This is a genomic window from Erythrobacter oryzae (genome assembly GCF_030271515.1).
Classification (GTDB): domain Bacteria; phylum Pseudomonadota; class Alphaproteobacteria; order Sphingomonadales; family Sphingomonadaceae; genus Erythrobacter; species Erythrobacter oryzae.
On the sequence record NZ_JASCXI010000003.1, the window covers coordinates 177,135 to 191,751 of the forward strand.

General features: G+C 68.6%; 16 protein-coding genes. 9 read left to right on the plus strand and 7 right to left on the minus strand.

Annotated features, from left to right (window positions below; genetic code table 11):
- Positions 1-11: 11 nt before the first annotated feature.
- From PFX90_RS09655 to PFX90_RS09670, 4 genes are read left to right on the plus strand one after another with little or no spacing between them, the layout of a single operon-like run.
- Entirely contained in the window at positions 12-632 is a 621-nt protein-coding gene (locus PFX90_RS09655; RefSeq protein ID WP_285712223.1) for a ribonuclease D, read from the plus strand.
- Between the two features lie 25 nt (positions 633-657).
- Positions 658-1,323 (plus strand): LPS export ABC transporter periplasmic protein LptC, encoded by a 666-nt coding sequence (gene lptC, locus PFX90_RS09660; protein WP_285712224.1) that lies wholly within the window; start codon positions 658-660, stop codon positions 1,321-1,323.
- Positions 1,323-1,910, plus strand: coding sequence for an LptA/OstA family protein (locus PFX90_RS09665; protein ID WP_285712225.1), 588 nt, complete (start codon positions 1,323-1,325; stop codon positions 1,908-1,910). Before lptC ends, PFX90_RS09665 begins: the two co-directional genes overlap by 1 nt.
- A gap of 13 nt (positions 1,911-1,923) precedes the next feature.
- Positions 1,924-2,229, plus strand: a complete 306-nt coding sequence (locus PFX90_RS09670; protein WP_285712226.1) for a hypothetical protein — start codon at positions 1,924-1,926, stop codon at positions 2,227-2,229.
- Positions 2,230-2,238: 9 nt separating this feature from the next.
- Here PFX90_RS09670 and PFX90_RS09675 read toward each other — a convergent pair whose 3' ends face one another.
- From PFX90_RS09675 to PFX90_RS09695, 5 genes are all read right to left on the minus strand, one after another.
- The gene (locus PFX90_RS09675; RefSeq protein WP_285712227.1) at positions 2,239-3,645 is read right to left on the minus strand and encodes a sugar transferase; all 1,407 of its coding nucleotides are present in this window, start codon (positions 3,643-3,645) and stop codon (positions 2,239-2,241) included.
- 113 nt (positions 3,646-3,758) lie between these two features.
- Entirely contained in the window at positions 3,759-4,823 is a 1,065-nt protein-coding gene (gene holA / locus PFX90_RS09680) for a DNA polymerase III subunit delta (RefSeq protein ID WP_285712228.1), read from the minus strand.
- Positions 4,820-5,320 carry an LPS assembly lipoprotein LptE gene (gene lptE, locus PFX90_RS09685; protein ID WP_285712229.1) on the minus strand — a complete coding sequence of 167 codons (501 nt, stop codon included), beginning with the start codon at positions 5,318-5,320 and terminating at the stop codon, positions 4,820-4,822. Before lptE ends, holA begins: the two co-directional genes overlap by 4 nt.
- Complete coding sequence (leuS, locus tag PFX90_RS09690; RefSeq protein ID WP_285712230.1) at positions 5,320-7,857, minus strand: leucine--tRNA ligase; 2,538 nt, start codon at positions 7,855-7,857, stop codon at positions 5,320-5,322. The genes lptE and leuS overlap by 1 nt, the downstream gene beginning before the upstream one ends.
- A 24-nt stretch (positions 7,858-7,881) precedes the next feature.
- The gene (locus PFX90_RS09695; protein WP_285712231.1) at positions 7,882-8,337 is read right to left on the minus strand and encodes a DUF3576 domain-containing protein; all 456 of its coding nucleotides are present in this window, start codon (positions 8,335-8,337) and stop codon (positions 7,882-7,884) included.
- A 339-nt stretch (positions 8,338-8,676) separates the two neighbouring features.
- On the opposite strand from PFX90_RS09695, the gene PFX90_RS09700 reads away from it, so the two are divergent.
- From PFX90_RS09700 to PFX90_RS09710, 3 genes are all read left to right on the plus strand, one after another.
- Positions 8,677-9,474, plus strand: coding sequence for a hypothetical protein (locus PFX90_RS09700; RefSeq protein ID WP_285712232.1), 798 nt, complete (start codon positions 8,677-8,679; stop codon positions 9,472-9,474).
- Positions 9,475-9,597: 123 nt separating this feature from the next.
- Complete coding sequence (gene phbB, locus PFX90_RS09705) at positions 9,598-10,320, plus strand: acetoacetyl-CoA reductase (protein WP_285712233.1); 723 nt, start codon at positions 9,598-9,600, stop codon at positions 10,318-10,320.
- 262 nt (positions 10,321-10,582) lie between these two features.
- On the plus strand, positions 10,583-11,119 hold the full coding sequence (locus PFX90_RS09710; RefSeq protein WP_285712234.1) for a DUF7010 family protein: 537 nt from the start codon (positions 10,583-10,585) through the stop codon (positions 11,117-11,119).
- A 4-nt stretch (positions 11,120-11,123) separates the two neighbouring features.
- On the opposite strand, the gene PFX90_RS09715 is transcribed toward PFX90_RS09710, so the two are convergent.
- Positions 11,124-11,921: a helix-turn-helix domain-containing protein gene (locus PFX90_RS09715; RefSeq protein ID WP_285712235.1), complete on the minus strand. Its 798-nt coding sequence runs from the start codon at positions 11,919-11,921 to the stop codon at positions 11,124-11,126.
- Positions 11,922-12,060: 139 nt separating this feature from the next.
- Between PFX90_RS09715 and PFX90_RS09720 the strand changes: the two genes are divergently transcribed.
- Positions 12,061-12,651, plus strand: coding sequence for an NADPH-dependent FMN reductase (locus tag PFX90_RS09720; protein ID WP_285712236.1), 591 nt, complete (start codon positions 12,061-12,063; stop codon positions 12,649-12,651).
- Here PFX90_RS09720 and PFX90_RS09725 read toward each other — a convergent pair.
- Positions 12,645-13,961, minus strand: a complete 1,317-nt coding sequence (locus PFX90_RS09725) for an MFS transporter (protein ID WP_285712237.1) — start codon at positions 13,959-13,961, stop codon at positions 12,645-12,647. The two genes, PFX90_RS09720 and PFX90_RS09725, sit on opposite strands and share 7 nt — an antisense overlap.
- Before the next feature lie 118 nt (positions 13,962-14,079).
- Between PFX90_RS09725 and PFX90_RS09730 the strand changes: the two genes are divergently transcribed.
- Complete coding sequence (locus PFX90_RS09730) at positions 14,080-14,613, plus strand: hypothetical protein (RefSeq protein ID WP_285712238.1); 534 nt, start codon at positions 14,080-14,082, stop codon at positions 14,611-14,613.
- The last annotated feature ends 4 nt before the right edge of the window (positions 14,614-14,617 follow it).

Here is a 14,617-nt window from a genome sequence, read left to right on the forward strand (position 1 = left end):
GGGCACGGGCCATGGCTGTGCATTTCCACGAAGAAGACCTCCCCGCAGGCGTCCTTGCCGGCACCGCGGCGCTCGCGGTCGATACCGAGACCATGGGCCTCATCACCCACCGTGACCGTTTGTGCGTGGTGCAGATCTCCGACGGGACGGGCGACGAGCATCTGGTGCGCTTCAATCCCGGCAGCCGCTACGATGCGCCGAACCTGAAGGCGATCCTCGGCGATCCGTCGCGCGAGAAGATCTACCACTTCGCCCGCTTCGATCTCGCCGCGATCCACCACTACCTCGGCGTGATGGCGGGGCCGGTGTTCTGCACCAAGATCGCCAGCAAGCTGGTGCGCACCTATACCGACCGGCACGGCCTCAAGAACCTCGTCGAGGAGCTGCTGGGCGAATCGATCTCCAAGCAGCAGCAGTCCTCCGACTGGGGCGGGCCGGTGATCACCGAACCGCAGCGTGATTACGCTGCAAGCGACGTGCGCTATCTGCACCGCCTGCGCGCCGAGCTCGCCACCCGGCTGGAGCGCGAGGGGCGCACCCAGATCGCGCAGGCCTGCTTCGATTTCCTGCCGACCCGCGCGCTGCTCGACATCGCCGGCTGGGCCGAGAACGACATCTTCAGCCACATGTAAGGACGCCTCAGGCACACCCCCGATCATGTCCCCCGAGCAAGCCATCGAAACCTCCGAAGCCCGCGCGCTCCGCAGCCGGCGGCAGACGCTGGCCGCGCCCGGCGGTTCGCACGACCGGATGGTGCGCCTGCTCGCGCGGGTGCTGCCGATGGGGGTGGGGGTGATCGCCGCACTGATGGTGATCACGCCCTTGAGCCCCCGCGGCGAGGTCAGCTTCCTGCTCGATCGCAACAAGGTCGCGCTGATCGACGAGCGCCTCTCGGTCGACAATGCCATGTATCGCGGGCGCGACAATCAGGGGCGGCCATTCTCGCTGCTGGCGGGCGAGGCGGTGCAGCGTTCGAGCGCCGAGGGGCTCGTGCGGATGCAGGACCTCGTCGCGCAGCTGCTGCTGACCGAGGGCCCCGCACGCCTCAGCGCCGAGGGCGGGGTCTATGACATCGACAAGGAGGTCGTCGCGGTCAACGGCCCGGTGCGCCTCGTCGCCTCGGACGGCTACCGCATGACCGCGAGCGGCGTGTCGGTCGACCTGAAGTCGCGCACCATGCGCGGGGCCAACGGGGTCGAGGGCGCGATCCCCGCGGGCACCTTCTCCGCCAACAGCCTGAGCGCCGATCTCGCCGCGCGCACGATCACGCTCGAGGGCAATGCCCGCTTCACCATGATTCCCGGCCAGTTGAGGATGCCGTGATGCCTGACACCACCAACACCCGCACCCCGCTCGGCCGCCTCGCCCTTGTCTGGGGGATCGGCGGCTTCGCGCTCACCGCGGCGCTGGCAGGGGGGATGAACCTCGCCGCGCAGGGCATCGCCCGCCACGATTCGCGCGCGCCGGTGACCTATGATGCGGGCAAGTTCGTGCTCGACGACAAGGCCAACCAGGCGATCGCCACGGGGGGCGTGATCGTCACCCAGGCGGGGCTGCGGGTGCAATCGGACCGGATGCTGGTGAACTTCACCGACGCGGGCGGCCAGCTCGAGATCCAGCGCATCACCGCCACCGGCGGCGTGGTCATCACGCGGGGCGACGAGCGCGCGAGCGGCGACAATGCGGTCTATGATTTCAACCGCCGGATCATCACCATGGCCGGCAATGTCGCGCTGCGCCGGGGGAGCGACACGCTGAACGGCGGACGGCTGGTGATCGACCTCGACAGCGGGCTATCGACCGTCGACGGCAGCGCGGCGGGGGGATCGAGCGCGGGTCCGGGCCAGCCCTCGGGCCGCGGCCGCGTCACGGGAACCTTCGCGGTGCCGCAGGGCGACAAGAAGAATTAGAGCGCAAGCCGCGATGTGGTTCCTCAGCCACACGATCGACCCCCGCACCGGCAGACCGCAGCCGTCCGGCGCGTGGCTGTCGCTGCGTCTGGCAGCCATTGCCTGCTGGGGCATGGCCATCCTCGTGGCCGGCATCGCGGGCATCGACTTTGCCCGGTGGGGCCCCCGCGATGCGCAGGCCATGTGGCTCACCTTGGCGGCCATATTCGTCGCCTTTGGATATGGGCCGCACGCCGTGCTGACCTACCGGCAACGTCGCTACCGTGAGGCTGTGGCGGCCTACGAAGCCGCGCTCGCCGGCGCCACCCTGCCGGGCTGAGGCGCTCGCCTAGAACGCGTTCTTGTGGCGCAGCACCATCACGGTGCGCAGCGCGATCTCGATATCGCCCCTGAGCGACCAGGCCGCGATATATTCGAGGTCGGACTGAAGCCGGTCGGTGAGGTCCTTCTCGACCTCGGTCGCGCCGCGATGGCCGCGCACCTGCGCAAGGCCGGTGAGGCCGGGCTTGAGGCAGTGGCGCTGCCAGTACTTGCGGTCGATATCCCAGAAATACTTGTTGTTCGCCCGGCTGCCGAGCGCGTGCGGGCGCGGGCCGACGATCGACATGTCGCCCTTCAGCACGTTGAACAGCTGCGGCAGCTCGTCGATGCTGGTGCGGCGCATGAAGGCACCGATGCGGGTCACGCGGTCATCGTCGCGCGAGGCCGAGCGGGCGCCGTCGTGATCGAGCTTCTCCTCGCGCATCGAGCGGAACTTGAACATGTCGAAGAACTGGTTGCCGCGGCCGAGGCGGCGCTGGATGAACAGCACCGGGCCGCCATCCTCGAGCTTGATCAGCAGCGCGACCACCAGCAGCACCGGCGACAGCGCGATCAGCCCGCCGAGCGCCGCGACGACGTCGAAGGCGCGCTTCAGGATGCGCGCGCGCAGGCCGAGCGGGCCGGTCGAAACCACCAGCGTGGTGCGGTCGAGCATGTCGTAGCGATGCACCCCGACCGCGCCCAGCTCGTGCGCCGGTTCGCTGACGATCTCGCCATAGACCCCGGCGCACTTGAGCAGGAAGGCCCAGTCCTGCCGCCGCTCGCGCGGGCAGCTCACCACCACCTGGTCCTGGTTTCGCAGCAGCGTGCCGAGCCGGTCGAGCATGAAGGGATCGTGGCTCGAGGGATCGAGGTTGTAATCGGCCGCCGAGATCCGCTCCGCGCCTTCAAAGGCAAAGCCCGAGCCGCCGTCGTCGATCACCAGCCGGTTGCTCACCTTCCCGCCCCAGCGCGCGGCGATGATGATCGCCACCACCCGGCGCATCGCCACCAGCAGCAGCGCGACCAGCATGAGGCCGACCGTCGTCACCCCGCGCGAGAAATCGTCGTTGGATTTGGTGTAGAAGCCGACAAAGTTCACCAGCGCTGCCGAAATGGCGAGCGCGATCAGCGCCTTGCGCGCAGCGAAAGTCCAGCTTTCGAGCGCCTTTACACCATAGGCACCATTATAAAGCGCGATCGTGAAATAGGCCGGCAGCATCACCTGCGCGGTGATCATCGCGCGGTTCTGGGCCCACATCCCTTCCCAGATCAGCGCGGACAGCGCGAAGCAGAAGTGGAACACCACCCCGTCGACCAGCAGCATGGTCGCATAGGCGCGCAGCCGCCGCCGCTCGAGCGAGGGCGCAATCCGACTCTCCACCGATTGATGGCGGATCGCTTCCAGCAGTTTCGGCGTGGTAGCGCGGTTCATGGAAAGCCCTTACCCCCAGAGGTGCGACCCTTCACGGTTCATGGTTTACATCAGGTTTATGACATACAAAAAGACATTTTGTGCGACTGCGAAGCGCAGCCTGTCACATTTTGCTACCGCTTCGCAGCAAATCGGCCAATTTCCGCCAGTTCCTGCGCCAGCAGCAGCTCCGCGGCCTGGCTGTTGGCGATGAGGTTGCGGTGCAGCAGCGTGAGGCGCGGGATCAGCCGGTCGAGCCGCGTCTCGCGTGCGCCGCGTGCGGCGGGCTGGGACCAGCGCTTGTACTGCTGCGCGATATCGCGCTTCTCGCGGAAGAAAATCCCAAGTCGCATCTCGGCGCCCTTGTCGATCTGCTCGAAGCTCCCGCGCGGGCCGAGGAAGGCGGCGATCTGGGCGAGTTGCCCTGCGCGCCGCTCCAGCGCCAGCGCCACGCCCACGGGATTGAGCCCTAGCTCGCGCATCCGCCGGACCTCGCCCGCGATCTTCCCGGTCTCGCCGCTGAGCACGGCATTGACCAGCGGCGCGAAGCCGTCCTCTTCCGTGGCCGCGCCGATCGCGGCGTGATCCTCGGGGGTGGCGGGGCGCGGTGCCTGGGGGTCGGCGTCGACATAGAGCGCGAGCTTGTCGATCTCCGACTGGGCGAGCCGCACATCAAGCCCCGCCGCCCGCGCAATGCGTTCGGCAAGGTCGCCGCCCAATCGCAGCCCCGCCGCATCCGCCATCGCCCGCACCGCTTGCGCGGCGTCCTTCAGCTCGGGCTGGTAGAACATCGCGACCAGCGCATCCTTGCGCTTTTCGAGCAGCTTGGCGGTGCGCGACTTGTCGGTCGCCGAGGTCGCGACGACGATCACCGGCGCGGCCTCGCCAGCGCCTGCCTCGCCGGTCTCGATCAGGATCTGGAGCGCGTCATGCGCCTCGTCGCCGCTGGCGCGCACCCAGATGTGGCGCGCGCCGCCGAACAGCGAGGACGAGCGCGCCTCGTCGCCCAGCAAGGCGGGATCGGTCTTGAGCTGCGCGCCGGTCAGCTCGATCCGCTCGCCCGCGTCGGGCAGCGCGGCGGCAAGGCGCTGCGCGGCGGCGCTGGCCCCGGCCTCGTCGGGCCCGCAGAAGAAGAAGATCCGGCAGGATGCCGCACCCGCCGGGACTCCGCGCAGAAAATCCTTCTGGGTCGCCTTCACGGCTGCGCGGGACGCTGCGACCGCATCGTCAGGGCGACCTGCGTCGCCATCTGGTCGGCGACTTCGAGCGCGAGGTTCTCGAGCGCCTTCTGCTCGGCGGCGATGGTGGCATATTCAGATGAGACCACGTCGATCCCAGCATCGGAGCCCGCGGTGGCATCGAGCAGCACCGCCCCGCTCGCCAGATCGACCAGCTGGTAGCGCGCGCGCAGGATGCGGCGTTCGCGGCTGATGGTGTCGTCGTTGAGGACGCCGAGAGCCTCGAGCGAATCGTCGAGGCGCACATCGAGCCGGTATTGCGGCGTGGCCTGACCCGCCACCCCGAGCCGCGCTTCGAGCGCGTTCTTGACCAGCCAGCCGCCACGTCCCTGGATCGCGGGGATATCGACCGCCGCCAGCCCCTGAGCCGAAGCCGACTGCGCACCGCCCGCATACATCGGCGTAAGGCCGCAGGCGGTGAGGGCGAGCGAGGCCGCGAGGGCGAGTAGAATCCGCATCAGGTGACGATATTCACCAAACGGTCCGGCACGACAATCACCTTGCGCACCGCCGCGCCGTCTAGCGAGCGCTGGAGGTTGGCCGAGGCCAACGCGAGCGCCTCGAGATCCTCCTTCGAGGCCCCCTTCGGCGCGGTGACGGTGTCGCGCAGCTTGCCCATGTGCTGGATCGCGATGGTGACCTCGTCATCGACCAGCAGCGCCGGGTCGACTTCGGGCCAGCCGGATTCGGCGACGAGGCCGGTGCCGAGCCCGTAGGTCGCGCGCGCTTCCTCGGCCAGGTGCGGCATCATCGGCGAGACCAGCACGGCGAGCTTGCGGATCGCGTCGGAGCGGGTGGCGGACAGCGGCGCCTTCTCGACCGCGCCGACCAGTTCGTAGATGCGCGCGACGGCCTTGTTGAAGCTCAGCGCCTCGATATCCTCGGCCACTGCGGCGACGGTCTGGTGGAGCTTGCGATCGAGCGCCTTGTCGTATTCCGCATCGGCCCCCACGCCGCCCGCGCCCGCCTGCCCGAACAGCCGCCACAGCCGCTGGACGAAGCGCGCGCAGCCCTCGATCCCGGCGTCCGACCAAGGCAGATCGCGCTCGGGCGGGCTGTCGGAGAGCATGAACCAGCGCACCGCATCCGCGCCGTGGCGGGCGATGATCGCATCGGGATCGACGACGTTCTTTTTCGACTTCGACATCTTGATGACGCGGCCCACCTCGACCGGCGCGCCGTCCGCCAGCAGCGTCGCGCCGTCGGAGGTGCGGTCGACTTCCTCGGGGCCGAAGAACACCGGCACACCGCGCGCCTCGTCGATGCGGCTAAAGGTCTCGTGCGTCACCATCCCTTGCGTGAACAGCGCGGCGAACGGCTCCTGCACGGCGATCTTGCCCGTATGCGCCAGTGCCCGCGTCCAGAACCGCGCATAGAGCAAGTGCAGGATCGCGTGCTCGATGCCGCCGATATAGTGCTGCACCGGCATCCACTTGGCGACTTCCTCGGGGTCAAAAGGCCGGTCGGCGGGCTGGCTGGCGAAGCGCAGGAAATACCACGAGCTGTCGACGAAGGTGTCGAGCGTATCGGTCTCGCGCCGCGCCGCTTTGCCGCATTGCGGGCAGTCGACGTGCTTCCATGTCGGGTGGCGTTCGAGCGGGTTGCCGGGGATGTCGAAGCTGACATCCTCGGGCAGGGTCACCGGGAGCTGGTCCTTGGGCACCGGCACCACGCCGCACGCATCGCAATGGATGAAGGGGATCGGCGTGCCCCAATAGCGCTGGCGGCTGACGCCCCAGTCGCGCAGGCGCCACACGGTGCGCCCCTCGCCCCAACCGCCGCTTTCGGCGCGGGTGATGACTTCGGCCTTGGCCGCCTCGACGGTCATCCCGTTCAGGAAATCGGAGTTCACGATCACCCCGTCACCCGCCTCGGCCTCGCCCTTGAAGGGCGCATCGGCCTGCGCGGGATCGGCGGAGACGACGCGCAGGATCGGCAGGTCGTATTTGGAGGCGAATTCGAAGTCGCGCTGGTCATGCCCCGGCACGCCCATGACCGCGCCGGTGCCGTATTCCATCAGCACGAAGTTGGCGATGAAGACCGGCAACTCCGCGCCCGTGAACGGGTGCTTCGCCGTGATCGGCGTGCGATACCCCAGCTTCTCCGCCGTCTCGAGCGCGGCGGCCGTGGTCGCGCCCTTCTTGCACTGGTCGATGAAGGCGGCGACTTCCGGGTCACCGGCCAGCCCCTGGGCGATCGGGTGATCGGCGGCGATGGCGCAGAAGCTCGCGCCGAAGATCGTGTCAGGGCGCGTCGAATAGACCGCCAGCCTACCGCCGTCAGACAGATCGAAGCTGAACTCCAAGCCCTGCGACTTCCCGATCCAGTTCTCCTGCATCAGGCGAACCTTCTCGGGCCAGTCCTCGAGGCTCCCGAGCCCCTCCAGCAGATCATCGGCAAAGTCGGTGATCTTGAGGAACCACTGGTTCAGTTTGCGCTTCTCGACCTCCGCGCCCGAACGCCAGCCCTTGCCGTCGATCACCTGCTCGTTGGCGAGCACGGTCATGTCGACCGGGTCCCAGTTGACGGTCGATTCCTTGCGGTAGACGAGGCCCGCCTCGTACAGATCGAGGAACAGCGCCTGTTCGTGGCCGTAATATTCGGGATCGCAGGTGGCGAATTCGCGCGTCCAGTCGAGCGCAAAGCCGATGCGCTGCAACTGCGCCTTCATCTGCGCGATGTTCGCCCGCGTCCAGCCGCCGGGGTGCACGCCCTTTTCCATCGCGGCGTTCTCGGCCGGCATCCCGAAGGCGTCCCAGCCCATCGGGTGCAGCACCTCGAACCCGCGCATCTTCTGGTAGCGCGCGAGCACGTCGCCCATCGTGTAGTTGCGCACGTGGCCCATGTGGATGCGCCCCGAGGGATAGGGGAACATCTCGAGGATATAGCTCTTGGGCTTCTCGCTCGCGGAGTCGGCGGTGAAGGTGCCCGCATCCGTCCAGGCACGCTGCCAGCGTTCATCGGCGACCGAAGGGTCGAAACGGGTGTCAGTCATGGGAACCTGTCCGGTGGAGCGGAATTACGAAGCGAGGGCCTGACGACGCAGGTCGCGGGCCTTGGTGAGGATGATGTCCTCGAGCTTCTGCACCGTCGCCGCCTGCACCGGGGCTTCGACCCAGTTGCCGCTCTCGTTGACCTGACGGCTCGCCGCGACCCGCAGCGCGTCGGCGCGCAGGTCCTGGTCGAGGATCGTGATGGTCAGCTTCACCCGCTCGCCGGGGTTGGCCGGATTGGCGTACCAGTCGGTCACGATCACCCCGCCCGCGCTGTCGGTCTGGAGCAGCGGCGCGAAGCTCACCGTCTCGAGCGCGGCGCGCCACAGATAGGCGTTGACCCCGATGGTGTTGAGCTGCGCGGCGGCGAGTTCGGTGCGCGGACGATCGCGACCGCCGCAGGCGGCGAGGCCGACCAGCGCGGCGGTGAGCACGGCATAGCCGATGGTGCGGCGAAGAAGGGCGGTTTGGGCGCGTGTCACTGCCGGATCATCCTCAATCAATAGTCTCGGGCCCGCTCTATAGTGGCAAGCCCCCTTGCGGCAAGCACGAAGGCGTTTTGCCCCGGCGCCCGGCCCGCCCGCCGGCACAAGCGCCCTGCGGGCTTTACCGGGGCTGAATTGCAAGGGCGCGCAAGGCTTTCTGTGTGCATGGTGCCACAGGTCGGCAAGGAATCCGGCCCGATCAAGGCAAGATCATTGCAAGCCCTTGACCAAGGCCTACACATGTTTGTGGAAAGCGGTGCGACTCATCCAGTGTTAAGGTCGCATCTGCTTGGGCTGCTATCGAAGCGGCACGGTAACGGGACGAAGAATCGAAAAATGGCACGCAAGGTGGACAGGTTGGCAAACGGGGCGCGGGCGCAACGCTCGCTGTCGCTGCTTGCCCTGTCCGGCGCGCTTGCGCTGGCCTTGCCCAGCGCCGGTCTGGCGCTTGCGGGCAAGTTCGCGCCCGGGCAGACCGCCGCGCTGTCTGCCGCGATCACCGATGCCGGGCGCGATGCGCTGGGCCTCGGGAGCTTCACCCCCGCCTCGGTGGACCCCGAACTCGCCGCCCGCGTCGCCGACAAGGCCCGCGCGCGCGGCGTGCATTTCACCCCCGCCAGCGCCCCGCCGATCAGCGGCCAGCGCACGGTGACCGTCGCGGTGCGCGTGGATGACGACACGGTGCGCGCGATCTCGGTGCGCAAGGCCCTGGATGCGGTCCCGGGCCGCGGCACCGCCGCGCTCGCCGGGCTCGACGCCAGCAAGTTCCAGCTCGGCGCGGCGCGCGGCTACAAGAGCTTCGCGCGCACGGTCGACCTTTCGGCCAATGTCCAGAAGCTGGCTCTGCCCGATCTCGCGCAGTTCGAGCCTTCGCGCCCCAAGGCCGAGCAAAAGCCCTCGCGCCTCCAGCCGCGGATCGAGCTTGAAGACCGCCAGATCGCGGGCCGCTCGCCCAACACGCTCGATTCGACCGCGGCGCAGACCGTGGGCGTGGGCGGCAGCTTCCGCCTCTCGCCCAACCTCAACGTGACCGCGGGCGTGCGCTACTCGCAGGAGCGCGAACGGCTCGATCCGCTGACCAATTCGGTGCAGGACAGTCAGGCGGTCTACGTCGGCACGCAAATCAAATTCTAAGCCGCGACCGCGCCTGACACGCGCGCGCCAAGCCCTTCCCATCGCATAGCTATTCCCCGCTTTCCCTAGCGGAATGCGCCCGCTAGGTTGCGCCCCGAGGGACATCGCGAAAGGGGAATTGCCATGGGCCGGGTAGCCATCGTCACCGGGGGAACGCGCGGAATCGGGGAGGCGATCTGCAAGCGGCTCCAGCGTCAGGGGCACACGGTCATCGCCAACTATGCCGGCAATGACGAAAAGGCGCGGGCCTTCTCGGAGGCAACCGGCATCCCCGCAAGGCGCTGGGATGTGGGCGATTACGAGGCGACCCAGGCCGGATGCGCCGCCGTCGCCGAGGAGTTCGGCCCGATCGACATCGTCGTCAACAACGCCGGCATCACCCGCGACGGCACGCTCCACAAGATGAGCTTCGAGGACTGGAACGATGTCATGCGCATCAACCTCGGCGGGTGCTTCAACATGGCCAAGGCGACCTTCCCCGGCATGCGCGAGCGCGGGTGGGGGCGGATCGTCAACATCGGCTCGATCAACGGGCAGGCGGGGCAATACGGCCAGGTCAACTATGCCGCCGCCAAGAGCGGCATCCACGGCTTCACCAAGGCCTTGGCGCAGGAGGGCGCGAAGTTCGGGGTGACGGTCAACGCGATCGCGCCGGGCTATATCGACACCGACATGGTCGCCGCCGTCCCCGCCCCGGTGCTCGAGAAGATCGTCGCCAAGATCCCGGTCGGGCGCTTGGGCATGGCCGAGGAGATCGCGCGCGGGGTGGCGTTCCTGACGAGCGAGAACGGCGGTTTCATGACCGGCTCGACCATGAGCATCAACGGCGGCCAGCATATGTACTAGCAAGGGCAGGCGAGCAGCGAAGCTGCGAGCCGGCGCCGAAGGCGGCCCGCCGCGCGGCCAGCGGGTCGGCGGCGAAGCCCGCCGATCCCGTCTGACGTCAGCCTGCGGCTTTGCCGCAGGCCCCTCGCCGAACCCATCTGACCCCCGCCTTCGCGGGGGCAGGCAGCCTGCGGCTTCGCCGCAGGCCCCCTCAGCCCCCTCACCCCGCACCCTTGCCAGAGGCCACTTCCCCGCTAAACTCCCGCCAGACAGGGGGCACCACATGGCACTGACCGAAGCACAACGCGACCTCCGCCGCGCCCATGTGAATGGCGGCGCCGGCGTCATCGTCTCCGGCCTCGCCTGGCTTGCGGCGGGGGCGACCTTCCTCGCTGCCGGGCCCAAGCCTGCCTTCGTCACCCTGTTCATCTGCGGCCTCGCCATCGCCCCGGTGGCGCAGCTGGTGGGCAAGTTCGTCTTCAAGGCCCCGCCGTCAGGCCCCGGCAAAAAGCTCGAGTGGATCGCGATCGCGACCGTGCCGGTGCTGCTGGCGGGGTTCTTCTTCGGCTACCTCAGGCTCCCGGCAGAGCCCCACGCCGCGATCCCCTTGGTCGCGATCGGTGTGGGGCTGCGCTACCTCGCCTTCCCGGCGATGTATGGCGGGGCGGTGTTCGCAGGGCTGGGCGCGGTGTTCATCGCGGCCGGAGCGGCGGGGCTCGCCGCGCCCGAGAGCGTGGCGGCACCCGCGACGCTGGGCCTCGCGCTGGTCGAACTCGCGGTCGGCACGATGCTCGCGAGGCAGTGGCGCGGGACGGCCTGAGCCCTCAGTCGATCACGATCCCCGCCACCTTCCACGCGCCATCCTCCGACGCGAGGCTGACGCTCTCGGTCTGGGTCGTGCCGCCCGCATAGGCCGAGCGGAACTTGACCAGCCGGTAGCCGGCGGGCGGGGCGGGGACAAATTCGTTACTCGTGACGTCGCGGGTCAGCACTGCGCCGAGCGGCGGGCGCAGGCGGGCGGAGACGTCGGTCCATGCCTTGAGGGAGTTGAGGCGGCGGAACTCCGCGCCGGTGGCGGCGTAGCTCTCGGCCCATTGCCCCGCGTCGATCAGTTCGAGGAAGCGCTCGGCCGAGCGGGCGGCGGCGTCAGCCTCGCTGCGGGTGGCGGACGGGGCTTCCGGCCCGGCGACGGTCTCGGTCACCGCGCCCGGAGCGAGGACGGCGAGGGGCCCTTCCGCGACAAAGGGGGCAGGCAGGAACAGGGCGGCGAGAATCAGCGACATGGCGGTCACTCCCACAAGGATGAAGGCAGGGCGTATGCCTGCCGGCCGCCGGGTGGCGGATGCCGTCATCCCTGCCGCCCCGGCCCCCGCGCCTGCATCCCCCAAAGGCTTGTCCCCCAGCGTTTCGGGGTTCGGCTCGCCCTCCGCCGCGAGCAGTCGCCGCGCCGCCTCGCGGCTGCTGGTGACGCCGAGCTTGCGCCGCGCCTCGCGCAGACGTTCGTTGACGGTGTGGACCGAGAGGCCGAGCTCGCGCGCCGAGGACTTGGCGTCGTGCCCGCGCAGCAGCAGGCGCAGCGCGTCTTTCTCCCTCTCGTTGAGCGCATCGGGGCCGGTGGTCATGGCGGCAAAGGTAGGGCGCACCCCCGCAAGCGGCCACCCCGAATTATTCGTAGGGTCGCAAGGTCCGCACGGCCGGGCCAGAATCGACAAGCCACCGGCCCCGCTCCCCGTTAGGCTCCCGCGCCGAAGGAGACTGCCGATGACCGACCGCATTCTGGTGTTCTACGGCTCCTACCGCCGCGACCGGCAGGGGATCCGCCTCGCCGACTATTGCGTGCGCCAGCTGAAGGCGCGCGGGAGCGATGTGGAGCTGATCGACGCGCAGGCGGTGGGCCTGCCGATGCTCGACCGGATGTACAAGGAATACCCCAAGGGCGAGGCGCCCGCGGCGATGGAAGCGCTCGCCGGGAAGATCCGCAAGGCCGACGCCTTCCTGTTCGTGGTCGGCGAATACAACTGGAGCGTCCAGCCGGGGCTCAAGAACCTCACCGACCACTTCCTCGAGGAATGGTTCTGGCGTCCCGCCGCCATCGCCAGCTATTCCGCCGGGCGCCTCGGCGGGGTGCGCGCGGCGCTGGCGTGGCGCGACATCCTCGGCGAGATGGGGATGGTGGTGGTCTCGAGCACCATCGCGGTCGGGCCGGTGAAGGACACGCTCGACGAAGACGCGCAGCCGACGGGCGACGGCGGGAAGTCGCTCGAACGCCAGTTCCCGCGCTTTGCCGACGATCTCGCGTGGTGGACCGCCGCCGCCAAGGCGCAGCGGGAGAAGGCCAAGCCGCCCTATTGAAGCGCAGTCAGCACCCCGCGGCGGCGCACCTGCGTCCGCAGCACCCAGATCAGCCCCGCGCACACCGCCGCCATCGCGGCGATGCCGTAGAGCCCGGCCGTAAAGCTCCCCGTCTTGTCCTTGAGCGCGCCCCAGGCGAAGGGGGTGAAGAACGCCCCGATCTGCGCGATGGTGTTGATCGCCGCCGCGCCCACCGCCAGCTCGGCCCGGGTCATCACCTCGGGCCAGGCCGAGGACAGCAGCATCTGCACGCTCGGCGCGGCGATGGCGAAGGCGAGGTAGAAGGCGACGATCACGAAGGCCGGTCCCCCCAGCGCGATCACCAGCAACGAGGCCGCGATCACCGCCGTGCACCAGAAGGCGTAGATGAAGCGGTCGCCGCGCCTGTCGGCGGTGTGCCCGAGCCACAATATCGTGACCGCACCGATGATCCCGCCCGCCGCCACGGTCCAGCCCACCGCGTCGCGCCCGAGGCCGCCGACGGCGGCGAGCACCATCGGGGCCGAGAGCGTGAAGGTGATGTTCGCGCCGATCAGCAGGAAACTGAGCGCGCCGTTGAGCTGCACCTTGGGATTGCGCAATGCGGCAAGGACGTTGTGGCCCGGCGGGTCGCCGATCTGCTGCTGCTCGCGCGCGAGTTCGTCCTCGATCCAGTCGCGCTCGGCCGGGGTGAGCCAGCCGACGGTCGCTGGCCGGTCGGGCAGGAAAGCGAGCACCACGAAGCCCACCAGCACCGTCGGCAGGCCTTGCGCGAGGAACAGCCATTGCCACCCCGCCAGCCCCGCCAGCCCCTCGAGATCGAGCAGCCAGCCCGACACCGCCCCCATCACCAGCGAGGCGAGCGGGACGGCGATGAAGAACCGGCTCACCGCGCGGCTGCGGTGGCAGGGCGGAAACCAGCTCGAGAAATAGTAGATGACCCCCGGATAGAACCCCGCCTCGGCCACACCCAGCAGGAAGCGCAAGGCATAGAAGGTCTCGGCGTTGGTGACGAACATCATGCCCGCCGAGAGCAGGCCCCAGGTGATCATGATCCGCGCGATCCACTGGCGCGCGCCGTAGCGCACCAGCAGCAGGTTCGAGGGGATCTCGAACAGCGCATAGCCGAGAAAGAACAGCCCTCCGCCCAGCCCGTAGACCGTCGCGCTGAAACCGAGATCGGCGTTCATGTCGGCCGCCGCAAAGCTGACGTTGACGCGGTCCATATAGGCAAAGAGGTAGGCGAGCAGGATCAGCGGAATGATCCGCCACATGGCCTTCTTCATCGCCGAAGCGCCGATGGCCGCCTGTTCCTCGTCCGCTGCCGCCATCGCCTGTCCCCCTTCGGTAAAGTTACCCTCCAAGGGGAAAAGCGTCAATCAAAGGGGCCCTTTCCGGAGGTGGGGGCAGGTGACAAAGGTTTAAGGGCTTGGAGCCTAAGCATTCTCCATGTCGGCGCACTTCGATGTCAGCAAAATCAGCTTCTTCGGGCTGGACGAATGGTCCGTCGGGGTCTGTGCCTGGCGCGGATGCTGCATCGAGGTTTTCGCGCGGGCCGAGCATTCCATCGCGGATTGTCTGCGGACGCTCGCCGGTGCCGGAATGCCGCTGGCAAAGGAGGCCCTCAATCCTTTCGCGGGCAACCGCATCAAGGCGCTGCGGACCTGCATCGCCGAGCAGGACTTCGGTGGCCATGGCAAGGCAGCGCTCAAACGGATCGAGGAGTGGGAGCGCATCTACCAAGTCCGCGCCCCGCTGGCGCATGCCGAGATCAAGGCCACGGCGCAGGGCATCAGCGTCAGTCACATAACCTTCGACGGCAAGGCCGAAACGCGGCACCCGGCGAAGAGCTATACGCGGCTCGAGATGCTCGAAATCCTCGCCAATATCGAGGGCGCACAGAAGCTGCTTCACCATCAACTGGGTCAGATCAAGGCGCTTGCGCTGAAGAAGAGGCCAAGCCCCGGATCAAGTCCGGGGTGACGGA